The following is a 17,056-nucleotide window of genomic DNA, read 5'->3' as shown; positions in this document are numbered from 1 at the left end:
CCGATAGAGATTCGTTCAGATGGTTTATCTGAATATCTGTGAGTTTATTTTCCGTTTACCGATCGTGACAGTTCTGCGACTCGAGTTCGCGGCTATCCGTCGACTCGAGCCGACAACGCCTCGGCTGCCTCGAGCGCGTTTTCCCGGACCGCCGCTTCGTCGAGCGTGAGGACCTCGCGGTCGCGCATGAGAATCCGTCCATCGCAAACGGTGTGGCGGACGTCGGCCGCCGCAGCCGCGTAGGTGAGGTGACTGACGAGATCGTGTGGCGGCGTCAAATGCGGCTGTTCGAGGTCGATCACGGCGAGGTCGGCCGGCGCACCCACCTCGAGGCGGCCGGACTCGAGACCGATCACAGCCGCGCTCTCCCCGGTCAACATGTCGACGACGGCCTCGGCGGGCACCGCGCTCGCGTCGTCGGCGGCGAGTTTACCGAGCATGGCCGCGTCGCGCGCCTCGTCGAGCATCGAGAGGTCATTGTTCGAGGCGGCGCCGTCGGTTCCGAGCCCCACGGTGACGCCTGCCTCGAGCAGTTGCTGAACGGGAGCCATTCCGCTGGCGAGTTTCATGTTCGACGCCGGGCAATGGACGACACCTGTCCCGGCCTCTGCGAGTAAGTCGATCTCGGTATCGTCTACGTGAACGGCGTGAGCGACGAAGTCCTCGGGTTCGAGCATTCCCATCTCGGCCGCGTACTCGAGCGGCCGAACACCGCGTTCGTCGACGATCGGTGCAACCTCGTCTTCGGTCTCGTTTGCGTGATAGTGGACCGGCACGCCCGCCGCACGAGCGTCGGGAACGAATTCGTCGAGATACTCGCTCCCGACCGTCGTCAGCGAGTGGGGCATAAACGCCGTCGAAATACGGCCGTCGGCCGCGCCGTCGAACTCGCGAGCGATCTCGAGGCTCGTCCTGGCGTCTTCCCGGGCCGCGTCGCCATCCTTGCCGACGGTGACGATACCGTGACCGAGGCGGGCACGGAGGCCAGCCGTCTCGACTGCATCGGCGATATCGGGGATGTGAAAGTACATGTCCGCAAAGGCGGTTATCCCCGATTTGATCATCTCGAGGAGGCCCAGTTCGGCTCCGGCACGAACGTCATCGGAGGTGAGCGCACCCTCCGCGGGCCAGATGTCCTCCTGCAGCCACGCGTCGAGCGGTTTGTCGTCGGCGTACCCCCGCAGGAGCGACATTGCGACGTGACAGTGTCCGTTGACGTACCCCGGCGTGACCAGCGAGTTCGCCGCGTCGAGCGTCTCGTCGGCGTCGCCGGCGAGATCGGGACCGATCGCCGAAATCTCGCCGCTGTCCCGATCGATCAGTACGTCGGCTGCCGTCACCGACAGATCGGGTCGGAGGATCCGCCCCTCGGTGATCGCAAGCATGGTCATGGGAACAGCGTTCTCCTCGGAGGGCCTTAGCCTGTCGATAGACGGCGGCGAGACGAGTCGCGGGGTTTATGGTTTATATCGGTCACGTGAAACTATGGACGAGCAAACTCGACGCGAGCGTGATCGGACCGGAAGCGGTGGTGGGTATCCTCCGCGCGAGGCGCTCCGGGACGCGTGGGACGAACACAGACGATACGTCGAGTTCGCCACCGGACTGTTCGCGGTCGGGATTCTCGTCGGTATCGCCCTGATGGCCGCCGGATACAATCTGCTCGAGATCATCGAGGAGGCCGCCGGTGAGCCGCTCTTCCCGGATATCGGCGGTGAAAGCAAACTCGAGTTAGCCCGGTTTTTGCTCGTGAACAACACGCGAGCGTTCGTCGTCTCGATACTCGGCGCGTTCTCCCTGGGTCTGCTCACCGCCTGGGCGATGCTCTTCAACGGTATTATCGTCGGAAATATCGGCGCGTTCGTCGCCAGCGACGCGGGAGTCGGCTACATCCTCGTTGGGTTGCTCCCGCACGGAATCTTCGAACTCTCCGCGCTCTTCGTCGCCGCCGGCGTCGGCTTCCGACTCCTCTATCGGATCGGACAGCGCGTTCGCGGCACTCGAGACGCTATCTTCTCGAAACCCTATCTCTATCGGACCGCCATTTTCGTCTTCGTCGCGTGGCTACTGCTCGTCGTTGCCGCCTTCGTCGAGGCGTTCGTCACGTCCGCTCTACTCGAGACGCTGTTTACCGGGCAAGGGCAGACACCCCCCTAATTCGAACGGGGCGACCCTCCAATTTCGGCCAGTTTACGGGTCTGAACGATCCTGAACGGAGTGGATCGACGCCCCCCTTTTTATCTGATTGATAGACTGTCATCGGATATGAACAGACGTGCGATCCAACTGATACTCGTGGCGGCCCTCGTCGCAATCGCCGGCTGTGCAGGCGGTATGGGCGGGGAGCCAGCACAGAGTCCGGAAAGCGACGATCCGCAGATGGCGGACGACTCGAGCGGCGAAACGGGAACGGCCGCGTTCTACGTTAGTGACGAACCGAGCCAGATCGATAACTTCAAACACCTCAACGTGACGATCACGAAAGTCGGCTTCAAGAAGACCGGAGACGCAACCGACGGGGAGAGTGACGAAGGCGACGGCGGAAACGAATCCGACGAGAACGAGACCGAGTCGGACGACGGAACTGAAGACGGAACCGAATCGGCCGACGATGACGAATCGACGAACGAAACGGTAGCCGACGAGACGGAACCCGACGACGAAGACGAAGGGAAAGAGGGCAACGGAGATGACGGAGGCGAAGACGGGAAAGATGACGGCGCGTCCGAGGAGCAGTGGGTCGAATACGACGTCGACGAACGAACGGTCGACCTCACCGAGTTGAAAGGCGCGAACGCGTCCATGATCGACGAGTTCGAATTGCCGGCCGGCGAGTACGAAACGGTCTTCATCTACGTGAGCGACACCGAGGGAATCCTAACTGACGGCACCGAAACGAACGTGAAGCTACCGAGCAACAAGCTCCAGTTGCACACGACGTTTACCATCGGGAACAACGAATCGGTCGACTTCGTCTACGACATCGCACCGCACAAAGCCGGTGGGAGCGAGAAGTACATCCTCAAGCCGGTTGTCAGCCAGAGCGGCACGGGCGACGACGTCGAAATCCGCGATGTCGACGAGAAGAAAGAAGCGAACGAGAAACGAGACGGCAACGAGAGAGACACAGGCGAGAGCGACACCCCTGACGGTAACGGTACCGATAACGGTAACGCCAAAGAAAGACCGAAGCAGGACTGACGCGATCGTTCCGCTCGAGTACGAGACGGCCTCTTTTCGGGTACTGTCGGAGTTTCGACCCGCGCCATCGAACGAATCCGCGAATTCGCCGATCGGTTACAACCGGGTCCCGTTATCGCACCGTGGCGGATCAGGTGTACAGTCCGCGGACTCGCGACGGACGGTAGTAGATCAGGTGTACAGTCCGCGGACTCGCGACGGACCGTAGTGGATCAGGTGTACAGTCCGCGGACTCGCGACGGATCGCTGGCGGAACGCACCCTACTGCTGATTCGGACGGCGCTCGTTTTGTCGATAGAAGTACAAAGCGTTACGCGCCGGCAGCTCCGGAACCGGACGTCACACTCCTTCCTCGAGCCGCTCGTATCGTCCCTCGAACCGGCTCGAACAGGAGGAACAACAGAAGTGGTAGACGTCGCCGTCGATGCGGGTCGACTCTCCCTCGCTGTCGACGGTGTTGCCACACTCGGCGCAGGTGAGTGCGAACGACGTGCCGTCGAGCGAGGGTGACCACTCGGCGTCGTCGATCAGCGTCACCTCGTAGTCGGCGTCGTCGCCGGGGAGAATCCCATCCAGCCACTCGCGGACCTGCTGAACCTGCGCACGAGCGTAAAACAGGATATCGCCGTCCGCGGACACGAACACGTGTTCGACGGCATCGGCGGCGGCGATCGCGGCTCTGCAGTCGTCGACCTCGCTCGCGGGAACGGACACCCGAACGAACACCGGGACGCCCGCCCGGAGCTGCGACTGGTCGACGTTGACGGTAAAGCCTTCGATGACTCCCGCGTCCTCGAGACGCCTGACGCGGTCCGAGACAGCCGGCCCGGAGAGACCGACCTCCTCGGCGATGTCGCTGTACGGCCGACGAGCGTCGTCGCCCAGCAGTCGTAGAATCGTCATATCCGTCTCGTCGAGATCGCGCATGTCGCACGGATAGGAGTTCGATTGCAAAGAACGTGGCGGCTATCGCTTTCGATACGAAAGGCTTGGTCGGAATTCACTTATCACCGAGAAGAGTAATCCACAAAGAATAGCGACCCGTACGTACTCACATGAGCCAGACGATTACCGTCGAAGGGATGTCCTGCGAGCACTGCGAACAGACCGTCGAAGCGGCACTCGAGGACGTCGACGGCGTAACGACCGTCGACGTCGACCGCGACGCGGAACGGGTGACCGTCGACGGGGATGTAGCGCCACAGGTGCTCGTCGACGCAGTCGACGAGGCTGGCTACGACGCATCCGCATAAAAGCGCCGACGCGTCGGCGTACCCGCTTTCTCGAGTCGACCAGCAGAACCGCTGTTCGAACTACCCTGTCGCGTGGTGAGCGGTGCAACGGATACCGTCGGTTTCGGCCGGAACGGACGGCCAAGCAGTACGATCGCTTCGGAACGATATCGGGAGTGTTGTTGCCGAACGACCGCGATCCCCCGCCAAATAGCCCCACAAATCCGGTTTTCAGTGGTGATCGTGTGCTGTTTCGGAACCGGAACTGTGCGATGGGTGCCCTGCGAACTCGGATGGCGAATCTTCGAACGTCCGCTTGCAGGCGGTCGAGCAGAAATAATAGGTATCACCGTCGTGCGTGGCACTCGGGCCAGTATCGTCGGTCCGCATGCCACACACCGGATCGCGATGCTGTCCAGGTGCGCCGAGTCCGCGACGGTACACGTACAGGAGGAAGCCGGAAAGTGCGAACGCGACGAGGTTAAGATAGAAGGTGTAGTTGAACTCGAAGTACGTCGCATCGGTTGCCGTTTCGCCGCCGGCCAGGTTCGGCACGATTCCGAGCGCGTCGAAGAGCAGTTCCATGAGAAAGCCGGTAAAGGCCATGGTCACGAAAAAGACGCCGAGGATGTACAGCATGATCGACCAGCCGTAGTACTTCCGGTAAACGTTCAGTACCGGGATCGTGATGAGATCAGCGTAGACGAACGCGATGACGCCGGCGAAGCTGATACCGCCGCCCCAGAGCGCGACCGCAAACGGGACGTTCCCCATGCTCCCGACGAAGCTGATGACCGCGATCGCGACGCCCATGATCGCGTTCTCGGCGGTCACGAACAGGCCGTCGCCCTGAACGAACAGCGCGTTCCAGACCCGCTGGGGGACGAACACGATGACGAATCCCGAGACGAGAAAGCCCGCGACGACGTCCTTCCAGATCATCGACCACTCTTTGCGGTACTGGTTGCCGAGTTTGTACCAGCCTCCCCAGGAGCGGAGTTCGTCGTGCCACTCACCGCCGCCCGCCGTTTGCTGACGATAGGTCTCGAGACATCCCTCGGAGCAGAATTGCAGCGTCTCGCCGCCGTCGGTCACGATGGAGTGCTCGTCGCTCCCTTCCATCCCGCACGTCGGGTCTTCCGTGACACCGCGGTCGCGGTCACGCCGATTGAGTTCCGCACGAACGTCATCGAAGAGCGCCTCCGGGAGCGTCAACTGGACGATAGCGGCCATGACCGCGATGAGGATGAGTCCGCCAAGGAGTTCCGCGACGAGAAACTCCCACCCCAGGAGGATCAGAATCATCAGTCCAAGTTCGACGATCAGGTTCGTCGAGGCGAACATGAACGCGAGAAAATTCACTGCGTGAGCGCCCTTCGCGAAGAGGCCCTTGCCAATGGCGACGGCACCGAAACTACACCCGCTGCTCGCCGCGCCGAAGACGGTCGCCTTCGCGAGACTTTCGAGGTCGCTTTCACCGAGCACTCGCGCCATACGCTCCTTCGAGACGTACACCTGGACGAGGCTCGTGATCGTAAGCCCCATGATGATCGCCCACGCCGCCGTCCAGAGGAATCCGAGTCCGATCCGAAGTGACTCGAGGACCCCCTCGACAAGTGTCGGTTCCATGTATAATACGTCGGAAAGATCGGCTATTGCAGTTGTCGTTCAGAATCCTATGCGTTGACGGCCGAAAAACACGGGTGCGAAAGCAAGGGCCGGAATAGAGGAGGGTTTCCAACGTGAAGATCGCCTGGGAGTAGTCGACTGGTGCGTAGACGGCTTCGATAGCAGGAACTCACACCGCCAGAAGCGCTCGAGTATCGGCTGCGGATTTTCGCAGAAACGCTGCCAGACGGCACGATACCCTCGAATGCATTGTTTCGAGGAATTCAGAACCGATCTCGAAAGTCGAGTGCAAATAGACTATGGAAAATGAAGAAGACCGCGGAATCAAACCAGATATTCTAAAGGACAACTGCATTGAGAAAGGCGCACGTTTCTCTACCTGGAGGCGGAACGATCCGTCACCGGTGAGATCCCATGACAACACGAACTGAAGACACGAATATTGTCACGATCGTCCTCGTTACCCTCGGTATCCTCGTGGTTCTCCCCGCGATTTTCATGGGCGTCGGAATGATGGGGTTCGGCCCGATGATGGGTGGCGCGTGGGGCCACGGAATGTGGGGTGGCGGCACGGGAGCCGGTTGGATGGCTCTCGTCGCCGTCCTGATGCAGCTCCTGTTCGTCGCCGCCATCGTCGGCGCCGGATACTACCTCGTTCGCACACTGGCCGGCGGAGACGACACCGATCGAGCGCTCGAGGAACTTCGCCTCGCGTACGCCCGCGGCGACCTGAACGACGAGGAGTACGAACGGCGACGAGATGCACTCGAGCGAAACGAGTGACCGACTTCGATGGGCGAGGATCAGCCGACCGAATCGGCTCGAGACCTCCTTCGCCGAAGTGATGCTGGTACTCGTCTCGCTCGGCTCCGAATCGGTCGCAGGCGAATCGAGGTCAACCGAGATCCGCGTTCTCGAACCGCCAGTAGCCGACAGCAATGGGAACGAGTCCCCACGTGAGCAGGACGACAACGGAGAACCAGTCCGCGAGGTAGAACGGAATTTCGCCCGCGACGCGATTGGCGAGTTCGAGTTGGTCGGGCGAAACCGACGCGGGGACGTCTTCTATGGGAAACTCGGGAACTTCGGCCACCCGCCGGTCGAGGACGGCTCCGGTGAGGACGCGGTAGGCCTCGAGCGGATTCAACCGCTTCAGGAAGAAGTACCATCGATCCGCTCGAACCCCCGGGAGTGCGCCGGTGACGACGTAGTACAGGCCGACGACGATCGGTTTCCAGAAGAATACCATTCCGACGAACGAACCGATCGTGAGCGTCCGTGCTCGCCCTCGAGTCGACGCGGCAGCCGACCCCCCGACTGCGAGGCCGGTGAACGTCACCCCGAGCAGAACGCCGGTCGCCACGAATCCGATGAACGTCATCGTGCCGGAAAACCCGTACAGCGACACTGTGATGGCGCTGGCAACGGCGAATCCGACGGCCAAGGCCGTACCGGTGACGAGCAGTCGACCGACGAGTTTTCCGGCCACCACGTCACTCCTGGAAAACGGATAGCTCAGCAGCACCCGGAGGCTCCCGGTGCGGCGCTCGCCGACCACCGACATGTAGCCCGCAACCAACGCGATTCCGGGAACGAACAGCTGTGCGAGCATCGCGACACCCGTTAGCGCCATCGTCGCGTCGACGGTCACGGACTCCGAGAAGAGTTGGTCGGCGGACAGCAACGACATCACCAGAAAGGCGACAAAAACGGTGATGAGCCCCCACAGGAGCTTCGACCGCACGGCGTCCTCGAAGTCCTTCCGGGCGACATCCGTCCAGGAGGCCGTCACGGAATCACCTCCCTGACCCCATCGGGATCAGCATTCACCGGTTCGAGACCGTTACTCTCGGAGGTATAAGCCGTAAAGACGTCCTCGAGGGACGCGTCCTCGGAGTCGACGTCGAGGATATCGACGCCGGCGTTCGTCAACTGCGTGACGACTCGCGCTTTCGCACGCGAATCCGAGCAGGTGACCCGAAGGATGCCACCAGAAAGCTGCACCGAATCGACGCCCGCGGTGGCGGCCACGTCGGCATCGATATCGCCGGCCACGCGGAGCCGCAGTTCGGAGCCAGCCCCGACGGTCGTGCGTAATCCCTCGACCGTGTCGACGGCTACCAGTTCGCCCTCGTACAAGATACCGACGCGATCGCAGACCGCGTCCACCTGATCGAGGATGTGGCTCGAGAAAAACACCGTCGTTCCGTTCGCCGCCTCCCGGCGGACCAGCTCCCGCAGCTCGCGAATACCGTGCGGATCGAGCCCCGAAGTGGGTTCGTCGAGGATGAGCAGGTCGGGATCGCCGACCAGTGCCATCCCCAGTGCGAGCCGTTGTTGCATCCCCTTCGAATAGTCGCCGATCGGGCGAGCGGCGTCGGACTCGGTCAGTCCCACTCGAGCCAGCACCGCGCCGGGATCGTCGCCGGCGTCGGCCCACTCGATCGCGAACTCGATGTGGCGGCGGCCCGTCAACCGGTCGTAGAGGGAAATCCCGTCGGGAAGCACGCCGATACGCTCCCGGAGCGCCGCTGAGTCCTCGTGAACGTCCATGCCGAGGACCGTCGCGGTTCCATCGGTCGGGCGGACGTAGTCCAGCAACATATCGATGGTCGTCGATTTGCCGGCGCCGTTCGGCCCGAGGAAGCCGAATACTTCGCCCTCGTCGACGTGCAGGTCGAGCCCGTCTACGGCCAGGATATCGTCGCCGAAGCGTTTGGTCAGGTCGGTCGTCTCGATAGCGGTCATCGGCGAACGATACCGGACTGAAACGCATGGATCGTTCTCCGAGTATACTGGGCCGGTTTATGTCCCCCTCGTGCGGCCGCCGGACCACAGCCTCGGGCAAGGGACGAGTCGACGGGCGGCCGCTCGGCACGGACACGAAGCGCAACGGTGGAAAACGCTTTGTTCGTGCGCGACTGATGTCACCGTTGACCATGCGCGAAGCGCGGGTGGCGCTCGGCGAGACGGCGTTCGAGACGATGGGTATCGCGGAACTCGTGTCCCTCAGTCGTGACTCGGGCGTTCTGGGATTCGAGGCGCTCGCGTGTCACGGGACCGGTGCGATCGTCCAGGTCGCGGTCGAGCGGTCGATCGACGAAGACCGACTCGACGCGCTCGAGTCCGTCGACTGGTGGGAGCGGATCGCGGAATCCGCCGACGAACACCGCTACGTGATCGCGTTTACCGCGTCGGAACTCCCCGAAAGCCTCGCCGACAGCGCGGACGATCTGGTCGGAACCTGCGACCCGAACGTGAGTCGGCGAGGTGTCACCCTCTCGTTGGTTGGATCGCAGGAAACGATAGCCGGAACCGTCGACGATTACGAGGCTGCGGGAGTATCGCTGGACCTGCGGAAATTCGGACCGTATGAGGGGCGCGACCACCCGCTGGCCGAACTGACCGCCCGCCAACGGGAGGCGGTCCGGACCGCTCACGAACTGGGGTATTACGAGGTCCCACGAACGGTGACGACCGAAGACGTCGCGGCCGAACTCGGCGTCGATTCGTCGACGGTCGCCGAGCACCTCCAGCGGGCCGAGCGGAATCTGTTCGGCCATCATCTCTGACTCGAGACTGGACCCGTTCGTCCGCCCGGGGGTGGCGTTGCGGGCGCACGAATCGTCGAGCGGATCTGGTACTAAAAGGGCTGTCGCGATCAGCTCCCACCCGATGGCAAACGGGAGCGCAGTCGGCCAACGGGAAACGTCTGGTGAGCGCCTCGCGATTCGCTCGCCGGTCAGTCTGCCGGTTGTGGTTCCCGCGGCGCGGAGACCCCCGGTAGACTCGGCACGGAGAGGTCGATGCGCCGGAGGAACTGCGCGTTGATCGCGACGATCACCGTGCTGAGCGACATGAGCAGCGCGCCGACGGCCGGCGAGAGGAGGATACCGATCGGAGCGAGGATTCCGGCAGCCAGCGGGAGCGCGAAGACGTTGTACCCAGCGGCCCAGACGAGATTCTGTTGCATCTTCCGGTAGCTCGCTCGGCTGAGCGTTACGAGCCGGACGACGTCCATCGGATTGTTCTGGACGAGAATGATGTCCGCAGACTGGACGGCGACGTCCGTCCCGCTCCCGATCGCGATGCCGATATCCGCTCGAGTGAGCGCCGGTGCGTCGTTGACGCCGTCGCCGACCATCGCAACCATATCACCCCGCTCGCGGAGTTCCGTCACTTTCGCGTCCTTGTCCTCCGGTAACACCTCGGCGAAGACCGTATCGATCCCGAGGTCGTCCGCGACGGCGCGGGCCACGTCCTCGGAATCGCCGGTCAACATTGCCACCTCGAGCCCGAGTTCGTGGAGCGCGTCGACGACTTGATAGCTCTGGTCGCGGATGACGTCGGCGAGCGCGAATGCGGCCACCGGAGTTCCCTCCCTGACCAAATAAACGACCGTCTGTGCGTTCTCACCGGCCCGGTCGGCGAACTGCTCGAGTGCTGCCGGCACGTCGCCTTCGAGTTCGGAGAGGAGATTCGGGCCACCGACGTGGACGCGTTCGCCGTCTCGCGGCTCATCGCCGCGAGACAATCCGGCCGCGCGGAGCGCCGCCCCGTCCACCGTCGCGCGAACGCCACGTCCTTTCAGCGCCTCGAAGTCGGTCGCGGTCAGCCTCGAGATGCCGCGTTCGTCGGCCGCCTCGCGGATCGCTTGCGCGATCATGTGTTCCGAATCCGCTTCGACGGAGGCTGCGAGCGTGAAGGCTTCCTCCTCGGTGACGCCATCGACGGTTGCGATATCGACGACGCCCTGCTCGCCCTCGGTGAGCGTCCCGGTCTTGTCGAAGACGACGGTGTCGAGGTTCCGTGCCTGCTCCATGGCGATTCGATCCCTGACGAGCATGCCGTTGCGCGCGGCGAGCGAGGTGTTGATCGCGATGACCAGCGGGATCGCCAGCCCGAGGGCGTGCGGACAGGCGATGACGAGGACGGTGACGACGCGTTCGATCACCGACGAATCGAACCCCCTCGCGACCGTCCACGCGACGGCCGTGACGACGGCCGCACCGAGCGCGACGTAGAACAGCCAGCCGGCCGCGCGATCCGCGAGCGCCTGCGTCCGCGACTCGCTCTGCTGGGCCTCCTCGACGAGACGCATGATGCCAGCCAGCGTCGTCTCCTCGCCCGTCGCACTAATCCGGACGCGAAGGCTCCCGTCGCCGTTTACCGTTCCGCCGATCACCTCGGCACCGGGTTCCTTCGAGACGGGCGTGGACTCGCCGGTGATCATCGACTCGTTGACGTCCGAATCACCCTCCTCGACGACGCCGTCGGCGGGGACGCTCGCACCGGGCCGGACGAGCACGAGATCCCCTTCCTCGAGTTCGTTCGCGGGAACTTCCTCCGTCTCACCGTCGTCGGTGATCAGCTCCGCAGTATCGGGCATGAGCCTCGCCAGTTCGTCCAGCGCGCTTGAGGCCCGCCGGACGCTGCGCATCTCGATCCAGTGGCCGAGCAACATGATGTCGATGAGTGTGACGAGTTCCCAGAAGAACGCCGATTCGGTGGGGACGACGACGCTCGCGAGGCTGTAGACGAACGCGACGGTGATCGCCATCGAAATGAGCGTCATCATCCCCGGCGCGCGCTCGCGCAATTCGGGTGCGGCCATCCGGAGGAACGGGACCCCGCCGTAGGCGAAGACGATCACCGCGAAAACGGGGTTGATCCACTCGCTGCCGGGAAACGCCGGGACCGAGAAGCCGAGCCACTCCTGGAGCGTTTCGCTGTACAGGAGGACCGGAATCGAGAGCAGCGTCGAGACGAAAAACCGTCGACGGAACATGGTTTCGTGGCCGGCGTGCATACCGCCACCGCCGTGATCGTCGTGCTCGCGGTCGGTACTGTGCATCCCATCCCCGCCGTGGGTATCCCCGTTGTTGCCGCCACCGCCGCCCCGGTGGGCGTCACCGGTCTCGTGTTCGTGCCCCGCGTGGTCCCCTTGGTGCTCCTGTCGGTCGCGGATCTCGTCGCGACCTCGCTCCGCGTCGTCCGCCTCGTCTTCGAGCATCGACTCCTCGACCCGATCCGACCGCAGGTGGTCATCTCGGTCGTCGTCGGACGCGTTCCCGGTTCCGTGATCGCGGTCGTCCATCATTCAGTTCACGGGCGGAAAGACGGGATCATGCACCAAGGAGCTGCGGGTGGCGATGTCCGGAACGAGGCCGCAACGTGAGCCGGCCGCTCGGCTGGATGAAAAGACAATTCCCCGCTGACGTGCAACGCGGCGTATATGCGAATTGCCGTTCCCAACAAGGGCCGCCTGCACGAGCCGACGATCGACCTCCTGGAGCGGGCGGGGCTCCACCTCGAGAACGGGGCCGATCGGAAACTCTACGCCGATACCGTCGATCCGGACGTCACGGTGCTGTTCGCCCGCGCGGCCGATATCCCGGAGTACGTCGCCGACGGCGCGGCCGATCTCGGTATCACCGGCTTCGATCAGGTCCAGGAAGCCCGCGTCGACAACGTCGCCGAGTTGCTCGACCTCGAGTTCGGACGCTGTCGACTCGTGTTAGCAGCACCCGAAGACGGGGACATCGAGAGCGTCGACGACCTGGCGGGCAAGATCGTCGCCACCGAGTTTCCGAACATCACCGCCGATTTCTTCGCCGGTACCGGCGTCGAACCCGACATCGTCGAAGTGTCGGGCGCGACCGAACTTACACCCCACGTCGAAATGGCCGACGCCATCGTCGACATCACGAGCACCGGGACGACGCTGAAGATGAACCGACTGGCCGTCGTCGAAGAGGTTCTCTCAAGTTCCGTCCGACTATTCGGCCGCGATGACGTCCTCGAGGAATCGAAGGTCGAAGAGGTCAGGACCGCCCTCTCGTCGGTGAAACGCGCCGAGGGGAAGCGGTACCTGATGATGAACGTTCCCCGGGATCGACTCGCGGATATCCGTGACGTCATTCCCGGCCTCGGTGGGCCGACGGTGATGGACATCGCCGACGAGGACGAGGACGAAGCGACCGTCGCGGTTCACGCGGTCGTCAACGAGGGGGACGTCTTCGAGACGATTACGGAGGTAAAAAACGCCGGCGCGAGCGATATTTTAGTGACGGAAATCGAGCGACTCGTCGAGTAGTCGCAGGCGGTTCATCCCAGCCGACCGGTGATTGGACGTTCGAGCGACTCGTACTCGAGTACTGATTCGAACGCAGCGAGGTTTGCTCCAGGCCCGACGAGACTTCGAACCCGATCGTAGGTCACGATATCCTGTTCATCGAGCAACGGAAGGTGGGTCCGACACAGGGAGACGTGAATCCGCTGGCGTAGCTGATGGATCGTCGTCTCGAGGGTCGCATCGTCTTCCGCGTCTGCAAGGCGGCCGACCAGCGTTCGGACCGCGATCGGCCCGTCCGCAGCGAGGAGGCATCGAATCACCTCGCTCCGACGGTCGCTGTCGAGTACTTGATCGAGTGTCTCCCGCGGAAGCGACCGATGACCGACTGCGCCGCCGTTCGCGGATACCATCCGATCAGAAACGGGCGTCGTTCGGTCCGAGTGAATCGTCATGGGCACGTGAGACTCGGCGGTCGATTATGGAATAAACGCAGTCGGTCGTTTCGTCGAATCAGCACCGATTCACGCGATTCTGGCCCCGTCGACCGTATTTGAACGATCGGTAATCCGATCCAACCGACGCGAAGTGTCGGGTCGAACGATAGTGTGACGGGTATAGCGTTCGGTGATCTCCAGTGGGCCGGGTCTCGAAATCGAGTGCGACGGGAATCCGGAATTCGAGGAGAGAAGCGATCGGATACGAACGTGACTGGACCGAACGCCGAAACGAGGTGAGTGTGGCGTCGGTGATCTCTCGAACGACCGGCGAGGAAAGCTGACGACGTTATTCGAGCAAGCCCAGATCCTCGAGTCGGGAGACGATCTTGTCGACGGCGTGTTCGGCATCTTCGGGCTTTTTACCCCCGGTGATAACGAGTTTGCCGGAGCCAAAGAGCAGAGCGACGACCTCCGGTTCGTCGAGGCGGTAGACGAGGCCCGGGAACTGCTCGGGTTCGTACTCGATGTTCTCGAGTCCCAGCCCGATGGCGATCGCGTTCAGGTTGAGATTTCGGCCCAGATCGGCCGAGGTAACGATGTTCTGGACGACGATTTCGGGGTCTTCGTTGACCTGAATCTGGAGTTCGCGAAGCTTATCGAAGACGATGCGAAGACTCTCGTGGACGTCGTCGGTGCTTTTCGCGCCGGTACAGACGATTTTCCCCGATCGAAAGATCAGGGCGGCGGACTTGGGATTCTGGGTGCGGTAAACGAGACCGGGGAACTGTTCGGGGTCGTAGTCGGCCCCTTCGAGGTCCATTGCGACGCTCTGGAGGTCGAGTTCCTGCCCGATGCCGGTCGACGCCACCACGTTTTCGATGTTGATGGTGTCCTTCGGATCCGTCATTAGTCGCTTAAAAAGACGTATTTAAGGTTTATAAAGGTTGGTACCGCCACCTGATATATCCGGTATATACGACTAACATCAATTCAGGGCCATCGTAGACGGCCAGCAGTCGACGCTACCAGCCACGATCCCTCGAGAGCGACGATCGACCCGGACGCAGCGACGACCGAGTCACCGAAAACGGCAGCCTCATACGCAAGTGGCGGTGACAATTCACCGTGTATCTGCTCGAGTTGGGTGGAGAGGACGACGCGTTCGCGGCTCGAGAGGCCCGAAGCGCGGCGGCCGGCGTCGATCGGATCGCGCCCGGTCTCGCCGTCGCCGACGCGACCGTCCCCGAGCGCGTCCGAGGTCTCGCCTACACCCACCGCGCCAGCGAGTGCCTCGGCCGGGGCGAGGCGGACCTCGCGAGCGCCCGCGCAATTCTCGAGGCCACGGCGATCGACCGAACCGGATCGGTCGCAGTGCGCGGGACCGACGTCCACGGTTCGACCGGCGTGAGTACCGAGCGTGCGGAACGGGAACTGGGTCAGATACTGGTCGACCGGGGCTTTACGGTCGATCTCGAAGATCCGGACCATCTTTTGCGGGTCGTCTTTTCCGAGGGGATTCTCGAGTCCGGCGGGGAATCCAGCGGGCGGCGGTCTCTCGGAGACGGCTTCGAAAGTAGCGACGACGACCCGGATGGCGAACCGGTCTCCGTCTGCGCGCTGGGGTGGCTGGTCGCCGAGAGCGTCCGCGACTTCGGGACTCGAGCGCCGACGGACAAACCGTTTTTCCAGCCCGGGAGTATGGACCCCTTGCTCGCGCGCGCCGTCGCGAACGTCGCAGGTGCTCGACAGGGCGCGACGATCCTGGATCCGATGTGTGGAACCGGCGGCGTCCTCGTCGAAGCCGGTCTCGTCGGCGCAGACGTGATCGGTACCGACGCGCAAGCGAAGATGGCCGCGGGAGCGCGGGAAAATTTGAGGCACTTCCTCGAGACCGACGAACCGTCGCCGACCGGCGTTACTCGGGGCTCGTGGCACGTCGGCCGCGGCGATGCGACGCGGCTTCCATTGGCGAACGACGCCGTCGATGGCGTCGTCTTCGACGCGCCCTACGGCCGCCAGTCGAAGATCGACACCCACCGACTCGAGGACCTCGTTGCAGGTGCGCTCTCCGAGGCTCACCGGGTCGCGCCGCGAGCGGTCGTGATCGCGGATCGGACGTGGGCCGGCGAGGCCCGAGCGGCCGGCTGGAAACTCGAGTCGGCGTTCGAGCGGCATGTACATCGGTCGCTAACGCGATACGTGATGGTGCTCGAGCGGCGATCGAAGTAGGCCGGGGAAACCAGCTACGACCGACGACACGTGTCGATGGGGTCACCGGGATAGATTCGGACCAGATCCGTCCGAGTGTGCGTCTCACCATAATTATCCGGTTCCCGAAACGGTGCTCGAGTGCTTTCACCACGTTACCGAGTCGTGAGGCACTACAGATCGACCGGTCGGACAACGGAACGCTCAGATCGTGTAAGTCGACAGCAGGGGGCTCAGGCCTCTCGGCCGAGTTCCGCCAGCAGGTGCGAGACGTGGACTCGGTCGCTCGTCCCCTCGTGCATCTCGAATTCGATGTCCGCAGCCAGCCGGTGGATTCGCGCGAGCTGTCGCCCCTGGTACCGCTTGCGTCCGATCCGCAGAATCGCCTCGAGCACCTTGGTACCGTCCAGTCCTTCGTCGACGAGCAGTTCGTCCAGCGTCTTGCGGGCGTCCGTAAACTCGCCGGCTTCGGCGTCGTCCAGCATCGATTCGACTTCGTCGTCCAGACCGACGTCGCCGATCGTCTCGTAGGCCGCGCTCATCGTCAGTTCGCCCGCGTCTTCGACCGTCGTCTGCGCTGCCAGGATTGCCTGCCTGAGGTTCCCGTTAGCGTAGCCCGCGACGAACTCGAGGCCGTCTGCGTCGTAGTCGACACCCTCTTGGGCGACGATGCGGTCGAGGGTAGTAACGATTTCCTCGCTCGTGGGGGCGCGAAACGAAACGGGGAAGCATCGCGACCGGATCGGCGGGATGAGCTTGGTGGGCTGGCGTGTGGCGACGATAAACTGCGTCGTCCGGTGGTGTTTCTCCATGATTCGCCGGAGGGCCTGCTGAAAGTCTTCGCGAACGTCCTCGGCGTTGTCGAGCAAGATGGTGGTGTATCCGCCCGAAACGGGAGCGTAGCTCGCAGACTCCTTGAGGACGTGATTTATCATATCCCGTTTCGACATCGAGGAGCGACCGACGAGGAAGTGTTCGAACCGTGGATCGTTTTTGATCTCCGTCTTGGTCCGGCCGAAGAAGTCGGCGACGTTGATCTCGACGAAATCGTTGTCCGGGTCCTCGTGAGCCTCACGGGCCAGCGCGCGTGCTGCGGCCGTCTTTCCGCTCCCGGGCGGGCCTTGCAAAAGGAGGTTGATCGGCTCCTCGACCGCTCGCTCTAAGTACTCGCGAGCGTCGTCCTGTGGCAACTCGGCCAGCTCCGGGGCGTGGGTTTCGGTCCACAGCGGCGCGTCCATCGCCAGCGGATAGGGGAGGGACGGGTAAGAATCGGT

16 protein-coding genes are annotated in these 17,056 nt (G+C 63.1%); 7 read left to right on the top strand and 9 right to left on the bottom strand.

Features of this window, described 5'->3' with window-relative positions; translation table 11 throughout:
• Positions 1 to 92: 92 nt before the first annotated feature.
• Complete coding sequence (locus HYG82_RS35025; RefSeq protein WP_179261897.1) at positions 93 to 1,391, bottom strand: amidohydrolase; 1,299 nt, start codon at positions 1,389 to 1,391, stop codon at positions 93 to 95.
• Between the two features lie 94 nt (positions 1,392 to 1,485).
• On the opposite strand from HYG82_RS35025, the gene HYG82_RS35020 reads away from it, so the two are divergent.
• A complete protein-coding gene (locus HYG82_RS35020) occupies positions 1,486 to 2,157 on the top strand; it encodes a stage II sporulation protein M (protein ID WP_179261895.1) in 672 nt (223 codons plus the stop codon).
• Between the two features lie 108 nt (positions 2,158 to 2,265).
• Positions 2,266 to 3,201: a DUF4382 domain-containing protein gene (locus tag HYG82_RS35015; protein ID WP_179261893.1), complete on the top strand. Its 936-nt coding sequence runs from the start codon at positions 2,266 to 2,268 to the stop codon at positions 3,199 to 3,201.
• 339 nt (positions 3,202 to 3,540) lie between these two features.
• On the opposite strand, the gene HYG82_RS35010 is transcribed toward HYG82_RS35015, so the two are convergent.
• Entirely contained in the window at positions 3,541 to 4,128 is a 588-nt protein-coding gene (locus HYG82_RS35010) for an AsnC family transcriptional regulator (protein WP_179261891.1), read from the bottom strand.
• 128 nt (positions 4,129 to 4,256) lie between these two features.
• On the opposite strand from HYG82_RS35010, the gene HYG82_RS35005 reads away from it, so the two are divergent.
• On the top strand, positions 4,257 to 4,454 hold the full coding sequence (locus HYG82_RS35005) for a heavy-metal-associated domain-containing protein (protein WP_179261889.1): 198 nt from the start codon (positions 4,257 to 4,259) through the stop codon (positions 4,452 to 4,454).
• Positions 4,455 to 4,664: 210 nt separating this feature from the next.
• Here the strand turns inward: HYG82_RS35005 and HYG82_RS35000 are convergent, their stop codons facing one another.
• On the bottom strand, positions 4,665 to 6,062 hold the full coding sequence (locus tag HYG82_RS35000; RefSeq protein ID WP_179261887.1) for a permease: 1,398 nt from the start codon (positions 6,060 to 6,062) through the stop codon (positions 4,665 to 4,667).
• 414 nt (positions 6,063 to 6,476) lie between these two features.
• Here HYG82_RS35000 and HYG82_RS34995 point away from each other — a divergent pair, with 414 nt between their 5' ends.
• Positions 6,477 to 6,845 carry an SHOCT domain-containing protein gene (locus HYG82_RS34995; RefSeq protein WP_179261885.1) on the top strand — a complete coding sequence of 123 codons (369 nt, stop codon included), beginning with the start codon at positions 6,477 to 6,479 and terminating at the stop codon, positions 6,843 to 6,845.
• 112 nt (positions 6,846 to 6,957) lie between these two features.
• On the opposite strand, the gene HYG82_RS34990 is transcribed toward HYG82_RS34995, so the two are convergent.
• Entirely contained in the window at positions 6,958 to 7,854 is an 897-nt protein-coding gene (locus HYG82_RS34990) for an ABC transporter permease subunit (protein ID WP_179261883.1), read from the bottom strand.
• The gene (locus HYG82_RS34985; protein ID WP_179261881.1) at positions 7,851 to 8,810 is read right to left on the bottom strand and encodes an ABC transporter ATP-binding protein; all 960 of its coding nucleotides are present in this window, start codon (positions 8,808 to 8,810) and stop codon (positions 7,851 to 7,853) included. Before HYG82_RS34985 ends, HYG82_RS34990 begins: the two co-directional genes overlap by 4 nt.
• 176 nt (positions 8,811 to 8,986) lie before the next feature.
• Here HYG82_RS34985 and HYG82_RS34980 point away from each other — a divergent pair, with 176 nt between their 5' ends.
• Positions 8,987 to 9,634 (top strand): helix-turn-helix domain-containing protein, encoded by a 648-nt coding sequence (locus HYG82_RS34980; protein ID WP_235217705.1) that lies wholly within the window; start codon positions 8,987 to 8,989, stop codon positions 9,632 to 9,634.
• Between the two features lie 170 nt (positions 9,635 to 9,804).
• On the opposite strand, the gene HYG82_RS34975 is transcribed toward HYG82_RS34980, so the two are convergent.
• Positions 9,805 to 12,159, bottom strand: a complete 2,355-nt coding sequence (locus tag HYG82_RS34975; RefSeq protein WP_425495353.1) for a heavy metal translocating P-type ATPase — start codon at positions 12,157 to 12,159, stop codon at positions 9,805 to 9,807.
• A gap of 138 nt (positions 12,160 to 12,297) precedes the next feature.
• On the opposite strand from HYG82_RS34975, the gene hisG reads away from it, so the two are divergent.
• Positions 12,298 to 13,158 carry an ATP phosphoribosyltransferase gene (hisG, locus tag HYG82_RS34970; RefSeq protein WP_179261879.1) on the top strand — a complete coding sequence of 287 codons (861 nt, stop codon included), beginning with the start codon at positions 12,298 to 12,300 and terminating at the stop codon, positions 13,156 to 13,158.
• Between the two features lie 11 nt (positions 13,159 to 13,169).
• Here hisG and HYG82_RS34965 read toward each other — a convergent pair whose 3' ends face one another.
• Positions 13,170 to 13,589, bottom strand: a complete 420-nt coding sequence (locus HYG82_RS34965; protein WP_179261877.1) for a DUF7344 domain-containing protein — start codon at positions 13,587 to 13,589, stop codon at positions 13,170 to 13,172.
• Between the two features lie 331 nt (positions 13,590 to 13,920).
• Positions 13,921 to 14,481 carry a TATA-box-binding protein gene (locus HYG82_RS34960; protein ID WP_006671604.1) on the bottom strand — a complete coding sequence of 187 codons (561 nt, stop codon included), beginning with the start codon at positions 14,479 to 14,481 and terminating at the stop codon, positions 13,921 to 13,923.
• Positions 14,482 to 14,699: 218 nt separating this feature from the next.
• On the opposite strand from HYG82_RS34960, the gene HYG82_RS34955 reads away from it, so the two are divergent.
• The gene (locus HYG82_RS34955) at positions 14,700 to 15,803 is read left to right on the top strand and encodes a THUMP domain-containing protein (protein ID WP_179261875.1); all 1,104 of its coding nucleotides are present in this window, start codon (positions 14,700 to 14,702) and stop codon (positions 15,801 to 15,803) included.
• Between the two features lie 212 nt (positions 15,804 to 16,015).
• On the opposite strand, the gene HYG82_RS34950 is transcribed toward HYG82_RS34955, so the two are convergent.
• Positions 16,016 to 17,020, bottom strand: a complete 1,005-nt coding sequence (locus HYG82_RS34950; RefSeq protein WP_179261873.1) for an AAA family ATPase — start codon at positions 17,018 to 17,020, stop codon at positions 16,016 to 16,018.
• Between the last annotated feature and the right edge of the window lie 36 nt (positions 17,021 to 17,056).

The organism is Natrinema halophilum, assembly GCF_013402815.2.
In the GTDB taxonomy this organism is placed as follows: Archaea; Halobacteriota; Halobacteria; order Halobacteriales; family Natrialbaceae; genus Natrinema; species Natrinema halophilum.
This window is presented reverse-complemented; position numbering and strand designations above follow the sequence as displayed.